At 70.9% G+C, this 24,169-nt stretch carries 16 protein-coding genes; 7 read left to right on the top strand and 9 right to left on the bottom strand.

Features of this window, described 5'->3' with window-relative positions:
• The 4 genes from ACIPPM_RS09255 (at nt 1) to ACIPPM_RS09270 (ending at nt 4,723) form a co-directional block, all read left to right on the top strand.
• Nucleotides 1-1,923 (top strand): hypothetical protein, encoded by a 1,923-nt coding sequence (locus tag ACIPPM_RS09255; RefSeq protein WP_401444993.1) that lies wholly within the window; start codon nt 1-3, stop codon nt 1,921-1,923.
• A 79-nt stretch (nt 1,924-2,002) separates the two neighbouring features.
• Complete coding sequence (locus ACIPPM_RS09260; protein ID WP_401444995.1) at nt 2,003-2,905, top strand: metal-dependent hydrolase; 903 nt, start codon at nt 2,003-2,005, stop codon at nt 2,903-2,905.
• Entirely contained in the window at nt 2,898-3,962 is a 1,065-nt protein-coding gene (locus ACIPPM_RS09265; protein WP_401444997.1) for a PDR/VanB family oxidoreductase, read from the top strand. The genes ACIPPM_RS09260 and ACIPPM_RS09265 overlap by 8 nt, the downstream gene beginning before the upstream one ends.
• 68 nt (nt 3,963-4,030) lie before the next feature.
• The gene (locus ACIPPM_RS09270) at nt 4,031-4,723 is read left to right on the top strand and encodes a TetR/AcrR family transcriptional regulator (RefSeq protein ID WP_401445000.1); all 693 of its coding nucleotides are present in this window, start codon (nt 4,031-4,033) and stop codon (nt 4,721-4,723) included.
• Between the two features lie 4 nt (nt 4,724-4,727).
• Here the strand turns inward: ACIPPM_RS09270 and pulA are convergent, their stop codons facing one another.
• The 6 genes from pulA to ACIPPM_RS09300 all read right to left on the bottom strand — a co-directional run bounded on the left by pulA (nt 4,728) and on the right by ACIPPM_RS09300 (nt 16,928).
• A complete protein-coding gene (gene pulA, locus ACIPPM_RS09275) occupies nt 4,728-10,124 on the bottom strand; it encodes a pullulanase-type alpha-1,6-glucosidase (protein WP_401445003.1) in 5,397 nt (1,798 codons plus the stop codon).
• A gap of 203 nt (nt 10,125-10,327) precedes the next feature.
• Nucleotides 10,328-11,704, bottom strand: coding sequence for an alpha-amylase family protein (locus ACIPPM_RS09280; protein WP_401445005.1), 1,377 nt, complete (start codon nt 11,702-11,704; stop codon nt 10,328-10,330).
• A 158-nt stretch (nt 11,705-11,862) separates the two neighbouring features.
• Complete coding sequence (locus ACIPPM_RS09285; RefSeq protein ID WP_401445007.1) at nt 11,863-13,545, bottom strand: glycoside hydrolase family 13 protein; 1,683 nt, start codon at nt 13,543-13,545, stop codon at nt 11,863-11,865.
• 58 nt (nt 13,546-13,603) lie between these two features.
• Nucleotides 13,604-14,524, bottom strand: coding sequence for a sugar ABC transporter permease (locus tag ACIPPM_RS09290; protein WP_401445009.1), 921 nt, complete (start codon nt 14,522-14,524; stop codon nt 13,604-13,606).
• Between the two features lie 19 nt (nt 14,525-14,543).
• Entirely contained in the window at nt 14,544-15,548 is a 1,005-nt protein-coding gene (locus tag ACIPPM_RS09295) for a carbohydrate ABC transporter permease (RefSeq protein WP_393599028.1), read from the bottom strand.
• Nucleotides 15,549-15,653: 105 nt separating this feature from the next.
• Nucleotides 15,654-16,928 (bottom strand): extracellular solute-binding protein, encoded by a 1,275-nt coding sequence (locus tag ACIPPM_RS09300; protein WP_401445012.1) that lies wholly within the window; start codon nt 16,926-16,928, stop codon nt 15,654-15,656.
• Nucleotides 16,929-17,386: 458 nt separating this feature from the next.
• Here ACIPPM_RS09300 and ACIPPM_RS09305 point away from each other — a divergent pair, with 458 nt between their 5' ends.
• On the top strand, nt 17,387-18,421 hold the full coding sequence (locus ACIPPM_RS09305) for a LacI family DNA-binding transcriptional regulator (RefSeq protein ID WP_401445014.1): 1,035 nt from the start codon (nt 17,387-17,389) through the stop codon (nt 18,419-18,421).
• A 98-nt stretch (nt 18,422-18,519) separates the two neighbouring features.
• The gene (locus ACIPPM_RS09310; RefSeq protein ID WP_401445016.1) at nt 18,520-19,386 is read left to right on the top strand and encodes a phosphatase PAP2 family protein; all 867 of its coding nucleotides are present in this window, start codon (nt 18,520-18,522) and stop codon (nt 19,384-19,386) included.
• On the opposite strand, the gene ACIPPM_RS09315 is transcribed toward ACIPPM_RS09310, so the two are convergent.
• From ACIPPM_RS09315 to ACIPPM_RS09325, 3 genes are all read right to left on the bottom strand, one after another.
• On the bottom strand, nt 19,374-22,367 hold the full coding sequence (locus ACIPPM_RS09315; RefSeq protein WP_401445018.1) for a bifunctional [glutamine synthetase] adenylyltransferase/[glutamine synthetase]-adenylyl-L-tyrosine phosphorylase: 2,994 nt from the start codon (nt 22,365-22,367) through the stop codon (nt 19,374-19,376). The two genes, ACIPPM_RS09310 and ACIPPM_RS09315, sit on opposite strands and share 13 nt — an antisense overlap.
• 252 nt (nt 22,368-22,619) lie before the next feature.
• Nucleotides 22,620-23,057: a type II toxin-antitoxin system VapC family toxin gene (locus ACIPPM_RS09320; protein ID WP_401445020.1), complete on the bottom strand. Its 438-nt coding sequence runs from the start codon at nt 23,055-23,057 to the stop codon at nt 22,620-22,622.
• Nucleotides 23,054-23,323 (bottom strand): CopG family transcriptional regulator, encoded by a 270-nt coding sequence (locus ACIPPM_RS09325; RefSeq protein ID WP_401445022.1) that lies wholly within the window; start codon nt 23,321-23,323, stop codon nt 23,054-23,056. Before ACIPPM_RS09325 ends, ACIPPM_RS09320 begins: the two co-directional genes overlap by 4 nt.
• A 136-nt stretch (nt 23,324-23,459) precedes the next feature.
• On the opposite strand from ACIPPM_RS09325, the gene ACIPPM_RS09330 reads away from it, so the two are divergent.
• Nucleotides 23,460-23,876, top strand: coding sequence for a VOC family protein (locus tag ACIPPM_RS09330; RefSeq protein WP_401445025.1), 417 nt, complete (start codon nt 23,460-23,462; stop codon nt 23,874-23,876).
• The last annotated feature ends 293 nt before the right edge of the window (nt 23,877-24,169 follow it).

Raw genomic sequence — 24,169 nt, forward strand, 5'->3', positions numbered from 1 at the left:
GTGCAGTCACAGGATGTAGCCCAGCGTCACGCACCCGCCTCCTCCCGGACCCAGGACCCGGCCGTCGACGTCGGCCAGGCCGAGGCCGCGCTCGTCGAGCACTACCCGCGGCTGGTCCGGCTCGCCTATCTGGTGCTCCCGCCCACCCTCGGCCGGGGGCGCCGGGTCCTGACCGCACACGCCCTCGCCCAGCGCGCCCTGCCGCGTGGCCGCAAGCAGCGCGCGCTGATCCCGGCCCAGTCGACCGGCCGGGACGGCGACCCCGGCTACTCCCTGGTCCGGCTGCGGGTGCTGCGCGGCGCGCTGGAGGCGTCCCAGCCGCGCAAGGGGCTCCCCAAGCTGTCCCAGCTGCCCGCCCCGCTCCCCCAGGTGTGGGGCCTGAGGCTGTTCCCGCGCTCCGGCGGCGCCGACGAACTCGCCCTGGACCAGCGGCTGTCGGCCCTGTCCGGCCCAGCCCGCGCCGCGTACGTGCTGCGCGGTCTCGAGGGGCTGGCGGACGACGACGTGCGCAAGGTCCTCAAGGCCGCCGGGGTCACCCGTACCGAGTCCGCGCTCGCCGAGGCGGACGGGGTGCCCGCGCGGTACGCGCTGCTCGCCTCCCCCGAGTTCGACGCCTGCTCGCTCCAGGCCCGCCCCACCGACCTGATGCGCCGCCGTCAGCACACCAAGGCGGCGCTGGCCGCGGCCGCCGCGCTCGCGGTGGCCTGCACCCTGGTCGCGCTGCCGGGCGGCGGCTGGGGCCCGGACGGCGCGGCCGCGCCCTCGTACGCGGAGAACCCGGCCGCGGTGGCCGCGCTCGACCCCGGCCGGGTGCAACGCGTCGCCCCGGCCACCTGGAAGACCTCGGCGCGCACCGACTTCTCCGTCTGGCCCGCGCGCGGCCCGCTCACCGGCGACGACGGCCTGCTGCGCCGCGCACTCGCGGTCTGGGCCCGCCCCGGCGCCACGGTCCGCGTCTCGGCGACCCCCGGCACCTTCACCGGCGGCCCCGCCGGACCGCCCCAACTGCTGTACGCGGGCGAGGTGGACGCCGCCCGGGTGGTGATCCTCTACGACGGCCTGCGCATCGCCCGCTACGCCGAGCCGAGGGACGGCACCGAGGGCGCGGCCCTGGACTTCGCCCGGGTGGACGGCGCGACCGGCGCCGAGGCGAGTGCGCTGGTGCTGGGCCGCTCCGACGGCAACGTCCGCTATCTGACCGCCCCTTGGGTGAAGAAGGCGGCCGGGCGGGACCTGACCAAGCCGGAGTCGGCGCCGAGCGCGCTCACCCTCACCGACGGGGTCACCGCCCCGCTGGCCAGCCCGGCGCTGCGGACCGGCGACTGCACCTCGTGGACCGTGCTCCAGCTGACGGACGGCTCGGGCACCCAGCTCTCCAGCGATCTGGGCGAGTTGGTGCCCGCCCACCTCACCGCGGGCCGACCGGGTTCGACCGGCGAGGTGACGGGCGCCGAGGGACTGCGGGCCTGGGCGCCGTTCGCCTGCTCGCTGGCGGCGGAGCGGTCGGCCGGGGTGCGCGGGGTGAACGCGTGGGCGTTCGCCGAGCAGCCGCTGCCGGACGCGAGCGGCGACGGGGAGTGGGTGTGCACGCGGGCCGAGACCTGGCGCGGCGACGGCACGGCCGCGCTGGCCCAGTTCCGTACGCCGGGCGGCCCGGCCGGGGCGGTCGTGGCCAGGGGCACGGACACCACGGCGTGCGGTCCGCGCGACCCGCATGTGCTGGCCGGGGTGCTGTGGAAGTCCAGCGGCGGCCACTGGTACCTGCTGGCGGCGGGCAGCCGGGGCGTGACCTCGATCAGGTCGTCGGGCGGGGTGACCGGCGCCGGGCAGGGGCAGTTGCTGGTGGCGAAGGCGGAGCAGGGCGCGCAGGCGCAGTTGGCGGGCACGCTGGAGGGCGGCCGGAAGATCAGCGGGCTGCACTGAGCGGGCGCTGCTGACAGTTTGCCGAACAAGGTCGTGCACGGGGGTTCTCAGGCGCGGTACCCGTCAGTACATTGACGCCATGTCTAACAAGCAGGCGCGGCCGGTGCAGGCCGAGCGCATCCCGCTGAAGGCGCGCAAGGTGTCGTTCGCCTGGGAGGACACCCCGCTGCACTGGGTGCCGGGCGACCCCTTCACCACGCACACCATCAATGTGCTGCATCTGCTGCTGCCCGCCGGTGAGCGGTGGTTCGTGCACGTCTACAAGCAGGCGCTGCCGCTGATCAAGGACGACCAGCTTCGCGAGGACGTCATCGGGTTCATCGGGCAGGAGGCGATGCACTCCCAGGCCCACGACGAGGTGCTGCCGCACCTGCGGGAGCAGGGGCTCGACCCGACGCCGTACACCGCGCAGGTCGACTGGTTCTTCGAGAAGCTGCTCGGGGACCGCACCCTGCCGCCGGGCCGGGCGCGCCGCTGGTGGCTGCTGGAGCGGATCGCGCTGATCGCGGCGATCGAGCACTACACCGCGTTCCTCGGCGACTGGGTGCTCAACGCGACCGAGCTGGACCGGCGGGGCGCCGATCCGACCATGCTGGATCTGCTGCGCTGGCACGGCGCGGAGGAGGTGGAGCACCGCTCGGTCGCCTTCGACCTGTTCGTGCACGTGGACGGCGACTACCGGCGCCGGGTGCGGACCTGGGCGCTGGCGTTCGCGGCGCTGATGTTCCTGTGGCAGCGCGGCGCCCGCTTCTTCATGGCGCACGACCCGACGCTGGTCGACGGCAAGGCGTCGTTCCGGGAGTTCTACACCAGCGGCCGCCAGGGCACGCTGCCCGCGACGGGCGCGCTGCTGAAGTCCATCCCGCGCTATCTCGGCCGGGCCTACCACCCGTCCCAGGAGGGCTCGACCGCGCAGGCGGTGGCCTACCTGGCCTCGTCCCCGGCGGCGCTGGCCGCGGAGAAGGCGGAGCACGATGCCTGAGCAGACCACCCGGTCCGTCGCCGCCGCCGCGCTCCTGGTGGGCGCCGGGCTGCTGACCCGGCGGGCGCTGCGCCGCCGGGTCGAGAAGTCCCCGCTGTGGCCGATGCCCACGCTGGACCCGCCGATCTCAGGTCGCCCCCGCTCGCGGGCGCTGCGGCTGCTGCTGACCGGGCACGAGCGGATCGCGGACGGCGTGGTGCGGCTCCGCCTGGAGGGCAGCGATCTGCCCGCCTGGGAGCCGGGCGCGCATCTGGACCTGGTGCTGCCCTCGGGGCTGGTGCGCCAGTACTCGCTGTGCGGGGACCCGGCCGACTCCTCGGCGTACGAGGTCGCGGCGCGGCTGGTCGAGGACGGGCGGGGCGGCTCGCGGGAGGTGCACGAGCAGCTGACCGAGGGGATGGAGCTGGAGGTGCGCGGCCCGCGCAACCGCTTCCCCCTGGTGGAGGCGCCCGCGTACGTGTTCGTCGCCGGGGGCATCGGCATCACCCCGGTCCTGCCGATGCTGCGGGCCCTGTCGGAGGACGTGGACGTGCGGCTGCTGTACTGCGGGCGTACGCGGGCCTCGATGCCGTTCCTGAAGGAGGCCGCGGATCTCGTCGGGGACGGGTGCGTGGTGGTGGCCGAGGACGAGGACGGGCGTCCCGACCTCGCCGCACTGCTGGCCGGTCTTCCCGAGGGCGCGGTCGTGTACTGCTGCGGTCCGGAGGGGCTGATGGCGGCGGTGGAGGCGGCGCTGCCGGAGGGGACCGCGCTGCACCTGGAGCGGTTCGCCCCGCGTACGGCGGTCGGTGCCGACACCGCGTTCGAGGTGGAACTGCGACGCAGCGGGCGGACGTTGACCGTCCCCGCCGACTCGACGGTGCTGGCGGCGGTGCGCCGGGAGCTGCCGGACACCCTGTACTCCTGCGAGCAGGGGTTCTGCGGGACCTGTCAGCAGCGGGTGCTGGCGGGCGAGGTGGATCACCGGGACGAGCTGCTGACGGACGGCGAGCGCGACGACTCGATGCTGATCTGCGTGTCCCGCGCCCGGGGTGAGCGGCTCGTCCTGGACATGTGAGCGCGGCGGGCGCGGCCAGGCGGAACCGGATCGTCCAAGTGTCGTTGCCGGTCGGTAAGGTTGAACCCATGGGTACCGGGGTTCGCCGCAGGATGGGCGTCGAGGAGCGGCGGCAGCAGCTGATCAAGGTCGCGCTCGACCTGTTCAGCAGGCGCTCGCCCGACGAGGTCTCGATCGACGAGATAGCCTCGGCGGCGGGCATCTCCCGCCCGCTGGTGTACCACTACTTCCCCGGCAAGATGAGCCTGTACGAGGCGGCGTTGACGCGGGCCGCGGAGGATCTGGCGGGCCGCTTCGAGGAGCCGCACGAGGGTCCGCTCGGCGCCCGGCTGCTGCGGGTGATGGGCCGCTTCTTCGACTTCGTGGACGAGCACGGGCCGGGCTTCTCCGCCCTGATGCGGGGCGGCCCGGCGGTCGGTTCCTCGGCCACCAACGCCCTCGTCGACTCCGTGCGCCAGGCGTCCTACGAGCAGATCCTGTCCCACCTGGGGATCACCGGGGCGCCGCCCGCCCGGCTGGAGCTGGTGGTGCGCTCGTGGATCTCGCTGGTGGAGTCGACGGCGCTGATCTGGCTGGAGGGCCGCCGGGTGCCACGCGCGGAGCTGGAACGCCAGCTGGTGCACGACTTCGCCGCCCTGGTCGCGATCAGCGCCGCCTACGACCCCGAAATGGCCGCCGTGGTCAAGACGTTCGTGCAGAACGAGCCGGGTGACGGTCCCTTCGCGGAACTCGCCACCCGGCTCATCTCACTGGCTCAGTGACCCGCTAGCGGGTGAACACCGCGACCGTCCGCGCCGGGACCGTGAAGGTGCCCGAACCGGCCGTGTACGAAGCGGACTTGACCACCTCGTCGGTGCCGGTCGCCTGCACGGGGTGCAGCCGGTAGTCCGTCCCCGCGAGGGCGGTCACCCGCTGGTCCTGCCGCTCGGGCGTGGCGTTGAAGACCACGACCAGGTCGCCCAGCTTCATGGTGATCACGCCGGGGGTCTCGTCCTTGCCGGAGAGCGGGAAGGAGAGCCGGTCCTGCACCTGGGCGGTGGTGCCGAGGGAGAAGGCGTCCTCGGTGGTGCGGATGCGCAGCAGGTCACGGTAGGCGGCCGAGGCGCCGGTGATCTGCGGGCAGCCGACCTTGACCGTGCTCAACAGCGGCTTGGCGTACGGCCACTTGGACTGGTTGTCGGCCGCCGGGGGCAGCCCGCGTCCGAAGCCGTTGCCGTCGGCGCAGTTCCAGTGGATGGCGTTGAACCAGTCGCCGCTGTCGAAGGAGTTGCGGTCCAGCGACTTGGAGCGCAGCAGGTCGGTGCCCGCCTGGGAGAGGGCCGGGCCCTGGGAGAGCGCGGCCGTGGCCATCGCGAGGACCTGCATCCGGGCCCGGTCGGCGGCCGGGGTGCCCTTCGGCAGCTTGAAGGTGAGGGCGTCGAACAGCGACTCGTTGTCGTGGGCGTCCGCGTAGGCGAGGGCGTCGCCGGGGGCGGCCGCGTATCCCGCGGGTGAGCCGTTGTAGTCGACCCCGGCGCCGGTGACGTCCTTGCCGTCGGTGTCGGTGAAGCGGTACCCGGCGAGGTTGCCGGTGAGGCCGACCTTGATCAGGTCCTGGTAGTGCAGCAGCCGGGCCTTCTGCTCGGCCTCGGTGCCGTTGGCGGTCGAGGAGTTGGGGTCGGTGTACAGGCCGGAGGCGAAGCCCTGGACGCCGGGGTCCGTATCGAAGGGTCCGCCGCCGCGCACGGCGTCTCGGGCCCGGTCGGAGAAGGTGGCGATGCCGGTCCCGGCCATGTTCTTCTGCGTGGCCTGGACGAAGCGGGCGTCGTCGGCGACCTCGCCGAAGTTCCAGCCCTCGCCGTACAGGATGATCTTCTTCCCGTCGACGCCGTCCTTGGCGACGGTCAGCGCGTCCAGGGCCTTGCGGACGGCCAGGATGTTGGCCTTGGGGTGGTGGCCCATGAGGTCGAAGCGGAAGCCGTCGACCTTGTACTGCTTGGCCCAGGTGACGAGGGAGTCCACGACGAGCTTGCCCATCATGGCGTTCTCGGTCGCGGTGTTGGCGCAGCAGGTGGAGTTGGCGACGCTGCCGTCGGCGAGGAGCCGCTGGTAGTAGCCGGGCACGATCCGGTCGAGCACCGAGGTGTCCGCCTGCCCGCTGGCCGCCGTGTGGTTGTAGACCACGTCCATGACGACCCGCAGCCCGTCCTGGTTGAGCGCCTGCACCATCCTGCGGAACTGCACGGTGCGCGCGGTGCCGTCGGGGTCGGTGGCGTACGAGCCCTCGGGGACCGTGTAGTGGAACGGGTCGTACCCCCAGTTGTAGGCGTCCTTCGCGGCGGCCTTCGCCACGCACGCCTGCTGCTGGTCGGAGTCGGCCGGGTAGGCGGCCAGGTCGCAGTCCGGGGCGGTCTGGTCGGCCTTCCTCTCGGGGATGGTGGCGATGTCGAACGCGGGCAGCAGGTGCACGTAGGAAGTGCCGGCCTTGGCCAGCTCGCGCAGGTGCTTCGAGCCGTCGCTGTCCTTGTCGGTGAAGGCCAGGTAGGTGCCCTGGTCCCCCGCCGGGACGGTCTTGTCGGCCACCGAGAAGTCCCGGATGTGCAGCTCCTGGATCTGCGCGTCCCTGAGCGGTACCGCCTTGGGCTTGGTGAGCCCGGCCCAGCCCGCGGGGGCCAGCGCGCGGTCGGCGAGGTCGACGACGAGGCTGCGCTTGGAGTCGGCGGTCAGGGCGACCGAGTAGGGGTCGGTGACCGAGTTGGTGACGAGCTTGCCGACGCTGGGCGCCCACACCTTGACCACGTACCGGTAGGGCTTGCCCTTCCAGGACGCGGGGCCGGTGACGGACCAGACGCCGGTGGTGTCGTCGCGGCGCATGGGCGTCAGCGCGCCGTCCAGTTCCAGCGAGACGCTCTGGGCCGTGGGCGCCCACACCGAGAGGGTGGGCTTCCCGGCCTGGAAGACCGGGCCGAGGCCGCTCTTCGTGGCGCTCGCGTAGACGTCGTCCAGCACCCCGGCGATCTGCACCCCGGTCGCGGCCAGTACGGCACCGTTGGCGGCGCGCTGGGAGGCGACGAGCTGGCCGGTGAGGGCCTCGCGCACCCGGTCGCGGTCGCGGGGGTCGACGGTCCAGGCGGCATAGCTCCTCAGGTGCGGGAACTTCGCCTTCTGGGCGTCGGTGAGGCTGGTCGCGGTGAGCCGCAGCCAGCGCTCGTCGTCGCTGGTCAGCGTGCCGTCCTTGACGGCGATCGAGCCGTCGCGGGAGTACAGCAGCTGGGTGGAGGCGGCGCCCTCGGCGCCGTTCCAGGCGAGGGTGTCCCGGTCGATCCAGACCGCCTTGGCGGTGGTCAGGTCGAGCGCGGCCGCACTGCCCTTCGGCTGCGGGAGCAGGTACTTCTCCTGGCCGCTCAACAGCCACACCTCGTGACCGTTGGCCTTGAGGTCGAGGGACTGGTCGGTGGGCAGGTCCTTCTCGTCGCCCTTGTGGAGGATGTAGCTGAGACTGGTGGCACCCTCGGTGAGCGGTACCTCGTAGACCGCGCCATAGGTGTCAGTCTTCACCGGCGTCAGCGGCTTCGACCAGTCGGTGGGGTTCGCGGCACCGGTCCAGGTGTGCAGCCCCCAGCCGTCGTAGTTCCCGTCGGCGCGGTGGTAGTGCAGTACGGCCTTGCCCTGGTCCTGGGCGGGGTAGTCGGGGCGCTCGGTCAGCACCTCGGGCTTGCCCTGCTCGAGCCAGACCTCACCCGTCTTCGTGACGTCGATGCTCCGGTCGGCGGAGACGTCCTTGTCGCCGTTCTTGTCGATGACGAGGAAGCCGACGCTGGATGCGCCCGGCTTGAGCTTGACGTAGGCGAAGGCGCCGTACGCGTCGCGGCCGGTGAAGGGGTGGCTGGCGGGCCACTGGGTTGCCTCGCCGTCCGCGAGGTCGCCCCAGGCGTACAGGCCCCAGTTCGCGTAGTCGCCGTCGGCGCGCTTGTAGTGCACCACCGCGTAGTCACGGGAGGCGGCGGCGGGGGTCTCGGGGGCGGGTGCGGTGCCGGTCGTGCTGCTCGCCAGGGCGCTCGCGGTGCGGCCCTTCGAGTCGATCACCACGGCCTTGTACCGCAGCGCGGTCCCGCCGGGTACGTCCTTGCCGATGGCCTGGGTGACCTTGTAGGGGGCGTGGTCCGCCGAACCCAGCGTCTTCCAGGGCCCGTTGCCGACCTGCGCGGCGAAGACGACCCGGTTGAGCTGCCCGCCGGTCACGTCGGCGCCGACCTCCACCGTGCCGGTGGCCCCGGCGGCGGGGGCGGTCAGGGTGAGCGTCGGCTTGGTGGCGGGGGCGGCGGGGCGGCCGGTGGCCCGGTAGACGACGGCGGTCCCGGCCGGGACGGTCAGGGTGAGGCTGCGCCCGGCGTCGGTGCGTACGGTGCGCCAGGCGCCGTAGATGCCCCGGTACACCATCCCCGCCGAGCCGGTGGTGAAGGTGGCGCGCTTGGCCTCGGTGGCGTTGTTGAGGGCGACGACGTACTCGGCACCGGTGCGCGCGTCGGTGCGGGTGAAGGCGTAGACACCGGCGTCGTCGGCCGCGTAGCGCTCGGTCTGCACGCCGTCCGTCAGGGCCGGGTTGGCCTTGCGGAGCTTGGCGAGGGACGCGATGTCCCGGTACAGCGGGGCCTTGGTGTCGTAGGCGTCGGCCGCGTGGGTGCGGGCGGTGCCGATCTCGTCGTCGTCCAGGTAGTCGGCGACCTTGGAGGCGAACATGGTCTGGCGGGCGTCCTTGTCGCCGCCGGAGCCGGTGAAGCCCTGCTCGTCGCCGTAGTAGACGACCGGGTTGCCCCGGCTGAGGAACATGAGCTGGTTGGCGAGGCGGTCCTTGCGCAGGATCTCGGCGTCGGACGCCTTCGGGTCGTCCTGCTTCAGGAAGGAGCCGATGCGGCCCATGTCGTGGTTGCCGAGGAAGGTGACCTGCTCGTAGGCGTTGGCCTTGTCGGACGTGTACTTGTAGTCGCCCCCGAAGACCCCGGCGAGCTTCTTCGCGCTGCCGCCCTGGGAGGCGTAGGCGCGGGCGGCGTCCTGGAAGGGGAAGTCGAGGGTGGCGTCCAGCCGTCCCTGGGTGACGTACGGGGAGGTCACCGAGGTGTCGGCGGAGTAGACCTCGCCGAACATGAAGAAGTTCTTCCGCCCGCGCTCGGCCGCGTACTTGTCGAGCGCGGTGGCCCACTGGGTCCAGAAGTCCATGTCCACGTGCTTGACCGTGTCGATGCGGAAGCCGTCGACGGCGAAGTCCCGCACCCAGCGCTGGTAGATCTTCTCCATGCCGCTGACCACCTCGGGACGCTCGGTCCACAGGTCGTCCAGGCCGGAGAAGTCGCCGTACTCGGCGGACTCGCCCGCGAAGGTGGAGTCGCCCCGGTTGTGGTACATCGCCGGGTCGTTGAGCCAGGCCGGGACCTTGTCGCGGCTGCGCACGGCCGGGGTGCGCGGGAAGGACGAGGCGTCCACGGCCGGGAACTTCTTCCGGCCGTCGGCGTAGTCGGCGTCGTCGAAGGGGCGGCCGTCCTCGGTCAGGTACGGGAAGGCGCCCTTGGAGAGGTAGTCGTAGGACTTCTCCCGGTAGTCGACGACGTCGGCGGTGTGGTTGGTGATGACGTCGAAGAAGACCTTCATGCCCTTGGCGTGCGCCTTGGCGATCAGGCCCTTCAGGTCGGCGTTGGTGCCGAAGTGCGGGTCGACCTGGGTGAAGTCGGTGATCCAGTAACCGTGGTAACCGGCCGAGGCGTCGGCGCCCGAGCCCTGCACAGGGCGGTTCTTGAAGATCGGGGCGAGCCAGATGGCGGTCGTGCCCAGGCCCTTGATGTAGTCCAGGCGCTGGGTGAGGCCCTTGAGGTCGCCGCCCTGGTAGAAGCCCTTGTCGGTGGGGTCGTAGCCGGTGCTCAGCCGCGAACCGGTCAGCCCGCCGCGGTCGTTGGCGCGGTCGCCGTTGGCGAAACGATCCGGCATGACGAAGTAGAACTGCTCGCGCGTGTCGTCGTGCCGGGCGGGCTCGGCGGCGAGGCGGGCGTCGGAGGGCGGTGCGGGCGGGCTCGCCGCGTGGGCGGACAGCGGCGTCACCAGGGAAGCGGCGAGGGCCGCCACGACGACGGCCGCCGCCCTGCGCCGGTAGGGGGTGCGGCGCGTCCGGCGCGCCTGCCAGGAGGGTCTCATCGGGCACAAACTCCTTGCGCTCACGGCTCGTTCGAGTCCGGCCAGAGGCACGGCTTCGCTGCCGGACGCGGCGTGACCGTACCGCCGTCGAAAGCCTTGCAGCAAGACTTGTGAAACATGAAGAAAGAAATTTCAACGATGAACGGGGGACGAACCGCCCGTATACGACGGACGGTTCGCCGGGAGGTACCTCAAGGGAGCTGTCAGCAGCTCGACTTGCCCGCGTACAGAGCGAGCGCGGTGTTGGCGCCGAGGTTCGCGGTGAACTGGCCAGTGGAGTTCACCGACACCGTGGTGTTGTTCTGCACGTTGCAGTACGTGCCCGCCGCCAGCGAGGTCTGGTAGGTGCGGGAGAGCGCGGAGGACTCGTGGTTGATGGCCACGAAGCCCTTGTTGCCGCGCCCGAAGGCGATGGCGTCGTTGCCGTTGTCCCACCAGTTGGTGACGGCCTGGCCGCGGGTCGCGTTGCGGAACGCGACCATGGACTTGATCTCCGGCCAGGCGTGCTGGCACTTCCAGCCGTCCTGCCAGCAGGCGTTGATCTTGCCCCCGTTGGGCGGCCCGGCGTCCGCGTTCGACCACTCGTAGCCGGAGTTGATGTCCGGGGCGCCGTAGGGGTAGGCCAGCATGAAGACGTTGGCCAGCGTGTAGTTCGCGCCGTCCTTGTAGTTGAGGGTGCTGCCGTTGCGCTCGGTGTCGTGGTTGTCGACGAAGACCCCGGCGACCGAGCTGCTCATGTACCCCCAGCCCTCGCCGTAGTTCTTCAGGTAGGCGAGGTTCTCGTTGTTGAACACCCGCTTGAGGTCGTAGGCGTAGCGGAACTCCTGGACGTCGCCGTTGCCCGTGTACTCGGTGGGCTGGACGGCTTCGCCCGCGCCGTAGATGACCTCCTGCTTCCAGTACACGGACGGGTTGGTCAGCCGGGACTTGATGTTGGCCAGGTCGGCCTTGTCGATGTGCTTGGCCGCGTCGATGCGGAAGCCGTCGACACCGAGCGTGAGCAGGTCGTTCATGTACCCGGCGATGGCCTTGCGGACGTAGTCCTCGCCGGTGTCCAGATCGGCCAGGCCCACCAGTTCGCAGTGCTGGACGTTGTAGCGGTCCTGGTAGTTGCTGACCTGCGCGGTGCAGTCGTCGAAGTCCGGCGAGGAGTACAGGCCGGGGTAGTTGTACTTGGTGTACGACGAGCCGCCGGTACCGGTACCGCTGCCCGCCGACATGTGGTTGATCACCGTGTCGGTGACGACCTTGACCCCGGCCGAGTGACACGTGTCGACCATGCTCTTGAAGGCCGTACGGTCGCCGAGGCGGCCGGCGATCTTGTACGAGACGGGCTGGTACGAGGTCCACCACTGGGAGCCCTGTATGTGCTCGGCGGGCGGGGAGACCTGCACATACCCGTATCCGGCCGGGCCGAGGGTGGTGGTGCACTCGCGGGCCACGGAGGCGAAGTTCCACTCGAAGAGGACGGCGGTGACGTCCTTGGTGCCGGGCGGGGACGCCTGCGCGGTAGTCGGGTACATGCCAACCGAGGCCGCTGCCGCGAGGGCGAGCGCCACGGTGAGGGTTCTGCGTGCCATGTGGGGGTTCCTTCGTCGTTGAAGGCTGTTGCCGCAGGACTGGACGTCCTTGCTGAAATGTTTCAGCAAACTTGCGGTGACGCAGATGTTAAAGGCCCGCCACCTGAAAAGGCAGCGGGCCGTGGGAAGTTGATGCAAGAACTTTCAGCGGGCGAGGGTCAGCCCGTGGTCCACCAGACCGTGGTGTCGGCCGGGATCTCCGCCCCGGCGGCACCCTCGCCGATCTCTCCGCTGGCGAGCAGCACCCGCCCGTACGCCGGGACGGTGACCGGCGCGCCGGTGGTGTTGGCGACACAGGTGAACTCCCCGCGCCGGAAGGCGAGTACGCCCTCGGGTGCGGTCAGCCACTCCACGCCCGTGCCCGCGCCGAGGGTGGGCAGTGCGCGCCGGGTGGCGAGCGCGGCCCGGTACAGCTCCAGCGTCGAGCCGGGGACGCCGGTCTGCGCCTGCACGCTCAGCTCGCCCCAGCCCGCGGGCTGCGGCAGCCAGCTGCCCCCGCCGCCGAAGCCGTACGACGAGCCCTCGCGGGTCCAGGGGATCGGCACCCGGCAGCCGTCACGGAAGCCGTCCTGGCCCGCGCCCCGGAAGTAGGCGGGGTCCTGGCGCACCTCGTCGGGCAGGTCGACCACGTCGGGCAGGCCCAGTTCCTCGCCCTGGTAGAGGTAGGCCGAGCCGGGCAGCGCCAGCATCAGCAGGGTGGCCGCGCGGGCCCGGCGCAGGCCGAGGGCGCGGTCCCCGGCGGTGCGGATCTGGGTGCCGAGGCCGGGCGGGTTGGCGAAGCGGGTGGCGTGCCGGGTGACGTCGTGGTTGGACAGCACCCAGGTGGCGGGGGCGTCGACCGGGCGCATCGCGGCGAGCGTGCGGTCGATGACCTCACGCAGCTGCTCGGCGTCCCAGTCGGTGCCCAGGTACTGGAAGTTGAACGCCTGGTGCAGCTCGTCGGGGCGGACGTAGTTGGCGGTCCGCTCGATGGTCGGCGTCCACGCCTCGGCGACGAAGATCCTCTCCCCCGCGTACTCGTCCAGCACCCTCCGCCACTGGCGGTAGACCTCGTGCACGCCCTCCTGGTCGAAGAACGGCATCACGTCGTTGCCGAGCAGCTTCAGCTGGTCGTGTGCGCCGAGGTCCGGGAGGCCGTCGGCCTTGATCAGGCCGTGCGCCACGTCGATGCGGAAGCCGTCCACGCCCATGTCCAGCCAGAACCGCAGGATGGACCGGAACTCGTCGCCCACCGCGGGGTGGTTCCAGTTGAAGTCGGGCTGCTCGGGCGCGAAGAGGTGCAGGTACCACTCCCCCGGCGCGCCGTCGGGCTCGGTGACCCGGGTCCAGGCGGGGCCGCCGAAGATGGACTCCCAGTCGTTGGGCGGGAGTTCGCCGTCGGTGCCCTTGCCGGGGCGGAAGTGGTACCGCTCGCGCAGCGGCGAGCCGGGGCCCTCGGCGAGCGCCCGCTTGAACCACTCGTGCTGGTCGGAGGAGTGGTTGGGCACCAGGTCCACGATGATCCGCAGGGACAGCTCGTGGGCGTCGCGGATCAGCGCGTCGGCGTCCAGCAGGTTGCCGAACATCGGGTCGACGGCGCGGTAGTCGGCCACGTCGTACCCGGCGTCGGCCTGCGGGGAGGCGTAGAACGGGCTGAGCCAGACGGCGTCCACGCCGAGGTCGCGCAGGTAGGGCAGTCTGGCCCGCACGCCCGCCAGGTCGCCCATGCCGTCGCCGTTGGAGTCGGCGAAGCTGCGCGGATAGACCTGGTAGATCACCGCGCCGCGCCACCAGTCGCGGTGCTGGGCGGCGGGGGCGACGGCGGTGTCGTCGGCCGGGGCTGCGAGATGCTGCTGGCTCATGGCGTCCTTGGTGCGTGACGAGGGGCGGTTCGTGGTGAGGCGTGGGTGCGGCAGGGCGTCAGCCCTTGGTGCCGCCCGCGGTGAGGCCGGTGACGAGGTTCTTCTGCACGAGGTAGAAGAACACGGACACGGGTATCGCGATCAGCACCGCGGTGGCGGCCATGTAGTTCCACTGCGCGTCGTGCTCGCTGACGAAGGTCTGCAGGCCGACCGCGAAGGTGTACTTGGAGTCGTCCAGCATGAAGGTGGTGGCGAAGGCGACCTCGCTGACCGCCGTGATGAAGTTGTAGAACGCGGCGACGGCCAGACCCGGCCGGGCCAGCGGCAGGATCAGCCGGAAGAAGGTGCCGAACGGGGTGAGCCCGTCCACCCGGCCCGCCTCGTCGATCTCGAAGGGGATGGTGTCGAAGTACCCCTTGAGCAGCCACGCGCTGTAGGGCACGGCGGTGGAGCAGTTGATGACGATCAGCGCCCAGTAGGTGTCGATCAGGCCCAGCTCGCTGAAGATCTCGTACATCGGCACGATCAGGATGGCGATGGGGAACGCCTGGGTGAGCAGCAGGACCCACATCAGCTGCTTGTAGCCGGGGAAGCGCATCCGGGAGACGGCGTAGCCGGTGGTGGCGGCGACGAAGACGCCGATGAAGGTGGTGCCGAGCGCCACGATCATCGTCGACTTGAACCAGTCGAAGAAGCCGGTGTGCTGGAGCACGAAGGCGTAGTTGGCGAAGCCCGCCCGGCCGAGGATGCGGCCGGGGTGCAGGTAGTCGTCCTTCTCCGGGCCGAGCGACAGGAAGAACAGCCACGCCACCGGGACCAGCGCGATCAGGCTCGCCAGGGCCAGGCCGACGTGCAGCAGGACGGTGCCGAGCGGGCCGCGCTCGCCGCGTCGGCGGGTCGCGCGGGGCGGGGCGGCGGCCGGTGCCTCGGCGGTGAGCGGGCGTCCCGGCGCTGTCTCGGGGGGTGTCGTGGTGCTCATGGCGGCGGCTCCTGCGGCGTCAGACGGCGAGCTGGTCATTGCGCTTCAGCCAGCGGAAGTAGAAGGAGGTGAACACGGTCAGGATCGACAGCAGCAGTACGCCGTACGCGGCGGACTGGGCGAAGTCGCGCGGCTGCTGGCCGAAGCCGAGGAAGTAGGCCCAGGTGACGAGGATCTGGGCGTCGGGGGCGCCGGTCGGGCCGAACAGCAGGAAGATGATGGCGAACTGGTTGAAGGTCCAGATCACGCCGAGCAGGACGACGGTGGAGCTGACCGAGCGCAGGCCGGGCAGGGTGACGTGCCGGAAGCGCTGCCAGGCGCTCGCGCCGTCCATCTCGGCGGCCTCGTACAGCGTGGAGTCGATGGACTGCAGGCCGCCGAGCAGCGAGAGCATCATGAACGGCACCCCGCACCAGGTGTTGACCATGATGGCGGCGAACCGCTGCCAGAAGGTGTCCTCCAGCCACTGCGGCTGCGGCAGGTGGAGGGCGCCGAGGACCTGGTTGAGCACGCCGGAGTCGGCCAGCATGATCCGCCAGGAGAAGACGGTGACGAAGGTGGGCACGGCCCAGGGCAGCACGAGCAGCAGCCGGTAGACGGTGCGGCCGCGCAGCTTCTGGTCCAGCATCATCGCGAGGCCCAGGCCGATGACGTAGTGCAGGGCGACGCAGGCGGCGGTCCAGAACACGGTCCACAGGAAGTGCGACCAGAAGCGGTCGTAGGCCGTGGGGCCGAAGAGGATGTCCTGGTAGTTGTCCAGCCCGATGAACTTGTACGTGGCGTCGATGTGGTTGACGCCGATGGTGCGCGCCGAGTTGAGGCTGTTGGCGTCGGTGAGGGTCAGGTAGACGCCCCGCACCAGCGGGTAGCCCACGAGGACACCGAGCACGACGACCACGGGCGCGATCATCGCGTAGGCGTACCAGTACCTCTGGTAGCCGTTCTTGACGCGCTGCCCGAGACCGGTCCGGGGCGGCCGCTCACCGCGGCGCTCGCCGGTCGCGCGGTCGATGGCGACTGTCATGGTGCGACACCTTCTACGAGTTCAGGGGGCGGGCTGGTCGAAGGCCGGTGGCCGCCGGGTTCCCCCCATCCCCCACGGCGGGGGGAACCCGGCAGCCACGCGGGCTCACTTGCTGAAGTCGGGCACCAGCTTGGCGATGGCCAGCTCGGCGTTGCTCAGGCCCTTGTCCAGCGGCTCCTTGCCCCCGGCCACCTTGGGCAGCTCGGTGTCCAGCGGGCCCCACAGGGAGCTGTACTCCGGCAGCGCGGGGCGGGGCTGGGCGGCGGACAGCACGCCCTGGTAACCGGCGATACCGGGGTCGGCCTTCACCTGGGAGGTGTAGGCGTCACCACGGGTCGGCAGCGTGGAGTTCTTCAGCGCGATGGTCTCCTGGGACTTGGCCGAGGTCATGAACTTCACGAACTTCAGGGCCGCTTCCTGGTGGGCCTTGTCCGAGCCCGCGTACACGGACAGGTTGTGGCCGCCGGTCGGGGCGCCCGCCTTGCCCGCCGAGCCCGCCGGGACGGTGGCGATGCCGAGGTTGGACTTGTCCTTGAAGGCCGAGCCCTTGTAGAAGTTCGTGATCTCCCAGGGTCCCTGGATGATCGAGGCGACCTTGCCGTTGACGAACGCGTCCTGGATGTGGGCGTAGGCGTCCGCGGTGGTGTCGGCCTTGTGCAGGCCCTTGCCGGAGAACGTGCTCTGCCAGGTGCCGTACGCCTTCTTCGCCGGGGCGGAGTCGACGGTGATCTTCTTGCCCGTGACGTCGACGGTGTCGGTGCCCTCGCCGTACAGGAAGCACTGGGCGTAGTACGCCTGGGTGGAGCCCCAGTAGCCGTCGACCTTCGCCTTGTCCTTGACCTTGGCGGCGGCGGCCTTCAGCTCGTCCCAGGTCTTGGGGGCCTCGGTGACGCCGGCCTGCTTGAACAGGGCCTTGTTGTAGACGAGCGCGAGGGTGTCGGTGACCAGCGGCACGCCGTAGGTCTTGCCCTCGTACTGGGCCTGCTTGATCAGGTTGGGCTCGAACTTGTCCTGCTCGGCGAGGGCGTCGGTGCCGTCCAGCGGCAGGAAGAAGCCCTTCTTGGCGAAGGCCGGGGTCCAGCCGACCTCGGAGCGCAGGATGTCCGGGGCGCCCTTGGAACCGGCGGCGGTGTCGAACTTGTTCTGCGCCTGGTCGAAGGGCACGTTGACGTACTTGACCTTGATGTTCTTGTTGGCGGCCTGGAACTGCTCGACCAGGGCCTTGTACGTCGGCGCCTCGTTCGTGGCGTTGGAGGTGTCCCACCAGGTGAGGGTCACCGGGCCGTCCGCTTTGCTGTCGCCGTCGTCGCTCCCGCCGCACGCCGTCGCCGTGAGGGCGAGGGACGCCACGAGCGCGGAGGCCGCTATGCCACGCCGCATGAGTTCTCCTTGAGGGTGAAAAGCCCGAGATTGCGGGGGCGGCCCCGTCTGCCGCCGCCCGCGTCGTGCCGACTGCGCCATTGCCGCGGCCGGGCGACTCGGAACGTAACAGCGTTGTAAGCGCCGCGAAAGACCTTGCAGAAAAAAAGTGCAAGAAGACGGCCGGGTTACCGTGTCGTGACCTGCGCCAGACCTTGTCGAAATACGGGTCTACCGCCGGTAGGCGGGTTGACGGACACTTGTGCAAGACTCTGCAAGCTCTTGCCGCGGGGGGCCGCCGCCGGGATCATCCCCTTGCGGCCGTGCGCCGGGCGGACGTCCCGGCGGCACGAGCGACGACATACCCATGAGGGGCGAGGAGCGCGATGACGCGGCAATCCACGGCGGGCCGTTCGGCCGCCCGCGCACGGCGTCCCGCCGGTGCGCCGGGCGCGGTTCGGCCGGTACAGTCCGGTGGCGTGACCACACGGCTTGCGGATATCGCCGCGCAGGCGGGGGTGAGTGAAGCGACCGTCAGCCGGGTCCTCAACGGGAAGCCGGGCGTCGCCGCCACCACCCGCCAGTCCGTCCTGGCCGCGCTGGACGTGCTCGGCTACGAGCGTCCGGTGCGGCTCCGCCAGCGCAGCGAGGGCCTGGTCGGCCTGATCATCCCCGAGCTGGAGAACCCGATCTTCCCGGCGCTGGCGCAGGTCATCGGCCAGGCTCTGACAGGGCAGGGCTACACCCCGGTGCTGGCCACCCAGACCCCGGGCGGCTCCACCGAGGACGAGCTGACCGAGATGCTGGTGGACCGGGGGGTGGCCGGGATCATCTACGTCTCCGGGCTGCACGCCGACACCACCGCCGACATGCAGCGCTACGAGCGACTGCGCGCGCAGGGCGTGCCGTTCGTGCTGGTGGACGGGTTCTCGCCGAAGGTGCAGGCACCTTTCATCTCCCCCGACGACCGGGCGGCGACCTCCCTGGCCGTCACGCATCTGGTGTCGCTGGGCCACACCCGGATCGGGCTGGCCCTCGGGCCGAAGCGGTTCGTGCCGGTGCAGCGCAAGATCGAGGGCTTCGTCCGCGCGATGCAGGACCAGCTCGGGCTGGGCGCGGACATGGTCGCCGAGGAGCTGGTGCAGCACTCGCTGTACACCCTGGAGGGCGGCCAGGCCGCGGCCACCGCGCTCATCGGGCGCCAGTGCACGGCCATCGTGTGCGCCAGCGACATGATGGCGCTCGGCGCGATACGGGCCGCCCGGCAGCTCGGTCTCGACGTGCCCCGCGACGTGTCCGTGGTCGGCTTCGACGACTCGCCGCTGATCGCGTTCACCGACCCGCCGCTGACCACCGTCCGCAAGCCCGTTCCGGCCATGGGCCAGGCCGCGGTGCGCACCCTGCTGGAGGAGATCGGCGGCACGCCCGCCCCGCACAGCGAGTTCGTGTTCATGCCGGAGCTGGTCGTGCGGGGTTCCACCGCCTCCGCGCCGGGTGACCGCCCGCGGGGCTGAGTACCGCCCCTGCCAGGCGTTTTCGCGCAGAACATGCGTGAGGGCAACGGCCTTGGGATGATCTGTCGAGCATCCCTTGTCTGGCAGACTTGGTGGCTATGAGTGACTCGACCGTGACAGGCCCGGGAGGCCGCCGCGCTGAGGTGGCCGTTCCGCGGACCGTCACGGGCGAGCGCGGCGGCGGCCGGCACCTGCTGCTCCGGCTGCGCGGCTCCCGGCGGCCCCCGCTGTGGTTCGAGATCCTGCTGATCGCCGCGAGTTACTGGACGTACTCGCTCATCCGCAACGCCGTCCCGGAGCAGAAGCCCGAGGCGCTGCGCAACGCCGACGCGGTCTGGTGGCTGGAGCACCAACTCGGCATCGCCGTCGAGGCGTCCGTCAACCACGCCGCCGACTCGGTGGGTTGGCTGATCATCGGCATGAACTACTACTACGCCACGCTGCACTTCGTGATCACCATCGGTGTGCTGGTGTGGCTGTACCGCTGGCATCCCGAGCGCTACGCCCCCATCCGGCTGGTGCTGTTCGCCACCACGGGCGTGGCCCTCGCCGGGTACTACCTCTTCCCGCTCGCCCCGCCCCGGCTGATGCGCGGCGGCCACTTCGTCGACACCGTGATGGTGCACCAGACCTGGGGGTCGATGGCCTCCGGCGACCTCAAGCACATGTCCAACCAGTACGCCGCGATGCCGTCCATGCACATCGGGTGGTCGCTGTGGTGCGGGCTGACCGTGTTCGCGCTGGCCTCGGTGCCGTGGGTGCGGGTGCTGGGGCTGGCGTACCCGGCGCTGACGCTGCTGGTGATCGTCTCCACCGCCAACCACTTCTGGCTCGACGCGGTCGGCGGTGTGGTGTGCCTCGGATTCGGGGTGGGGGTGGCCCGGCTCTGGTACGGGCGGTGGCCGCAGGTACCGGGAGCCGCGCCGGGCTCGGGGGCGGGTTCCGGGGCTGGTCAGCCCGCGTAGAAGAGTTCGTCCACCACCGACCGCGCCCGGCGGGCCGTACGGCGGTACGCGTCCAGCATGTCCCCGGCCCGGCCCTCCCCGTAGCCCAGGTACCGGCCCACCGCCGCCAGTTCGCGGGGCTCCGTCGGGAAGGTGTCGCCCGCCCGGCCCCGGACCAGCATCACCGCGTTGCGGACCCGGCTGGCCAGCACCCACGCCTCGTCCAGCACCGCCGCGTCCTCCTCCCCGATCAGCCCGGCCTCGCGCGCCGCAGCCAGTGCCTCGCGGGTCCTCGGGGTGCGCAGGCCCGGCACCTCCCAGGCGTGCCGCAGCTGGAGCAGCTGCACCGTCCACTCCACGTCCGACAGGCCGCCGGGACCGAGTTTGGTGTGCAGCTTGGGGTCGGCGCCGCGCGGCAGCCGCTCCGACTCCATGCGGGCTTTCAGCCGACGGATCTCCCGTACCGCGTCCTCCTCCAGGCCGCGGGCCGGGTAGCGCAGCGGGTCGATCAGCTGGATGAAGCGGCGGCCCAGGTCCTCGTCGCCCGCGACGGGTTCCGCCCGCAGCAGCGCCTGCGACTCCCAGCCCAGCGACCACCTGCGGTAGTACGCCTCGTACGACTTCAGGGTGCGGACCAGCGGCCCCGACTTGCCCTCCGGGCGCAGGTCCGCGTCGATCAGCAGCGGCGGATCGGCGCTGGGGAGCTGGAGCAGGCGGCGCATCTCGGCCACCACCTTGTTGGCGGCCTTCGCGGCCTCGTGCTCGTCCACGCCCTCGCGCGGCTCGTGCACGAACAGGACGTCCGCGTCCGAGCCGTAGCCCAGTTCGTGGCCGCCGAACCTGCCCATGCCGATGATCGCGAACCTGGTCGGGAGGGTGTCGCCCCAGCTCTCGCGGACCACCGCGCGGAGGGTTCCGGCCAGGGTGGCGGCCGTGAGGTCGGAGATCGCGCCGCCTACGCGGTCCAGGAGGACGCCTTCGTCCGGTTCGGCGGGGGTCGTCTCCGTGCCGTACGAGCCGACGATGTCGGCTGCTGCCGTGCGGAAGAGTTCTCGGCGCCGCACGCCTCGGGCTGCTGTCACGCCCTGTTCCGCGTTCTCGGCCCTGTTCACCGCCGCGGTGATCTCCTGTTCGAGCTGGGCCCTGCCGCGTGGCTCCAGGCCGCCCGCGTCTCCGTCGCCGAGGAGGGCCACCGCTTCGGGGGCGCGGAGGAGGAGGTCGGGGGCCAGGCGGCCTGCCGAGAGGACCCTCGCCAGGTTTTCCGCCGCCGCGCCCTCGTCCCTGAGGAGGCGGAGGTACCAGGGGGTCTTGCCCAGGGCGTCCGAGACCTTGCGGAAGTTCAGCAGGCCCGCGTCCGGGTCGGCCGAGTCGGCGAACCAGCCCAGGAGGACCGGGAGGAGGGTGCGCTGGATGGCCGCCTTGCGGGTTACTCCGGAGGCCAGGGCCTCCAGGTGGCGGAGGGCCGCCGCCGGGTCCGCGTAGCCCAGCGCCACGAGGCGTTCGCGTGCCGCTTCCGCGCTCAGCCTTGTTTCGCCGGGGGCCAGCTGGGCCACCGCGTCGAGGAGGGGGCGGTAGAAGATCTTCTCGTGCAGGCGGCGGACCACTCCTGTGTGCCGCTTCCACTCGCGGCGCAGGCCCGCCACGGGGTCGGTGCGCAGGCCCAGCGAGCGGCCGAGGCGGCGGAGGTCTTCCTCCGCCTCGGGGACCAGGTGGGTGCGGCGGAGCTGGAACAGCTGGATGCGGTGTTCCAGTTCACGGAGGAAGCGGTATGCCTCGTCGAGGCGGGCGGCGTCCTCCCGGCCTACGTAGCCGCCTTTCGCCAGGGCTTGCAGGGCCTTGAGGGTGGTGCCGCTGCGGAGGGTCTGGTCGGTGCGGCCGTGTACGAGCTGCAGTAGTTGGACCGCGAATTCGACGTCCCGCAGGCCGCCCGGGCCCAGTTTCAGTTCCCTGTCGATCTCCGCCGGGGGGATGTTCTCCACCACCCTGCGGCGCATCTTCTGTACGTCCGGCACGAAGTTCTCGCGGTCCGCCGCCTGCCAGACCATGGGGCTCAGGGCGTCCACGTATGCCTGGCCCAGTTCCTCGTCCCCCGCCACCGGGCGGGCCTTCAGGAGTGCCTGGAACTCCCACGTCTTCGCCCAGCGCTGGTAGTACGCCAGGTGGCTGCTGAGGGTTCTTACGAGGGGGCCGTTGCGGCCCTCCGGGCGGAGGTTCGCGTCCACCGGCCAGATCGAGCCCTCGATCGTCGTCTCCGAGCAGATGCGCATCATGTGGGAGGCGAGTTTCGTGGCCGCCTTCAGCGCCTTCGTTTCGTCCGTGCCCTGGGTGGGCTCCGCCACGAAGATCACGTCCACGTCCGAGACGTAGTTCAGCTCGTGGCCGCCGCACTTGCCCATGGCGATCACCGCCAGGCGGCAGGCCTGTGCGTCCTGGGGGGCTTCCCTTTCGGCCATGGCCAGGGCCGCGCGGAGGGTCGCGGTGGCCAGGTCCGCTAGTTCCGCTGCGGTCTGGGTGACGTCCGTGGTGCCGCAGACGTCCCTCGCGGCGATGGAGAGCAGGCAGCGGCGGTACGCCACCCTCAGTTCGACCGGGTCCGTCGCCTCTGCCAGGCCGCGTTCGAACTCCGTCACTCCTGGGTGCAGGTCCCTCGGTTCGTAGGTGACCAGTTCCTGCCAGTCGTGGGGGTGGCGGGCCAGGTGGTCCGCCAGGGCCGCGGAGGCGCCCAGTACGCCGAGGAGGCGGTCGCGGAGGGGTTTCGCCGCGATGAGGGTGTCCAGGAGTTCGCGGTGGTCCTTGGCGGCGGGCTGGGACTCCAGGAGGCGTACGAGGCCGCGCAGGGCCAGGTCCGGGTCCGCTGTGCCGCCCAGGGCCTCCAGGAGTACGGGGTCCGCCTTCACCGGGGTCAGCTCGGGGCCGTCCAGCAGGCGTTCCGCTCCTGAGGGGTCCGTGAAGCCGTGCCGAAGCAGTCTGGTGAACGTGCTGCTCCTGCGCCCCGGCGTCATCCGCGGCCTCCCTCGGGATCAAGACGATCAAGACGGTCCTGGCCAGAGCCTAACCGTGCCACCGACCGCCGGTCGTGGCAGCGCCCCCCGCGTCGCCGTGGGTCGGGGCCGCGCCGGGGGGTATCCGTCCTCGGTCCGGCGACTTACGTTTCTACGATGCGCTGAACTCGGTGTTTCGCCGGCCGCTGCGGGCGGACACCCCCCGACACGTCCCCTTGCCGCCGTTTGCGGGTGCGGGATCGTGGGGTGTGCTCAGAGGTCGTCCGGCAGGACTCGGAAGTGGGTGTGCTTGCCGTTCAGGGGGCGTACGGTCCTGAAGTCGCGCAGGTCTCTGGTGAGGATGGCGTCCGTCCCGTACTCGGCTGCCAGGGCCACGTTCATCGCGTCCACCAAGTCCAGGTCCAGGGCCTGGTAGCGGGCTCTTACGGTCAGTGCGGCGTCCAGGGTCTCCGGGGTGGGGTTCGCCAGGATCAGGCGCATCTCGCTCACCCTGTTGGTGAGGCTGCGCAGGATCGAGTCCGCCGCTCTGCGGCCCGCTCTGCTGGTGGCCACCTGGTGAACCTCGGTGAGGGCCATCGGTGTTGCCACCAGGACGCCGCACTGGTCGGCCGCCTTCTTGACCGCTGTGTGTGCCGGGTCCGAGCGGTTGTACAAGGCGAGGATGCCCGAGGTGTCGGCGATGGCGATCACGCAGCGTGGTTCCTGTTCCGATGCTCGCGTGCCTCGTATGCCTCGGTCACTGTTCTGGTGACCTCGTCCCGGTCCATCGGCTCGCCGAGGTCGAAGGTCTCCTCGTCCGCCACGAACGGTTCGTCCCAGACTCGGTGCGCAAGTGCGATGCGGTGAATGCCCTCGCGGATTATCTCCGCCTCCGAGAGGCCCAGCCTGGCCGCCGCCTCCTTGATCAGCGCCAAGTCGCTGTCGTCCGCGTAGACGTTCGTGCGTTTCAGAGCCATGGGGGCATGGTACAGCTCCTGTACCACTGGTTCCAGATGGAGAGGGCTTACGTCTCGTGATGGATATGGCTCTGGAATTCGTCGCCGCTGAGCCGCTTCATCAGGTGCTCGCTCAGCTTGCCGCGGGGCGGGAGTCGTGAGCGGGGCCTTGGGGCGCGGGTCTGTTGCTACTCGGTTGCCTGCGCGGGATCTTGCGCGGGCTCGGCGGTTCTATTCCGAGAAGCTCGGGCTGGAGCCCGTCGATGAGCGGCCCGGGGGGCTGCTTTATCGGTGTGGGGATTCGTTTTTCGCGGTTTTTCAGTCCACCGGGGCCTCACCCGGCACCTTTACCCAGATGGGGTGGGAGGTGGACGACCTCGATGTCGTGGTGGATGAGTTGCGGTCGCGCGGGGTGCAGTTCGAGGATGTCGATGCGCCTGGATTCCGGACCGATGAGCGCGGTATCGCCGTCGTCGAGGGCAACTATCCGAGCAAGGCATCCCATGGGGAACGGGCCGTCTGGTTCCGCGACAGTGAGGGGAATCTGATCGGGATCGGGCAGCCGCTGCGCTGACCGGTGGAGGGCCGCGGGCAGCGGCTTACGGATGCACCCTGGGGGTAAAAGGGGTGCAGCGTGGTGGTCGGGATCGGCTTTTTGACTGGCCGACCGTGGTGGCGGGGATGGGGAGGGGCCGCGTGTCCACAGATGACGCGATACGGAAGACGTTGATCTTCTCCGCGATCCTGATTCTCGTGGGGTCGTGGGGGTGCATGGTCGGAGTGGTCAGGGGTGACGTGCCGTCGATCGTGATGGCATCGGTCGGTGTGGCATGCGGAGTGCTGCTGGCGGTCCTCGCCTTGCGCGCC

Origin of the sequence: Streptomyces sp. NPDC090119, assembly GCF_044747085.1 — a bacterium.
Lineage (GTDB): Bacteria > Actinomycetota > Actinomycetes > Streptomycetales > Streptomycetaceae > Streptomyces.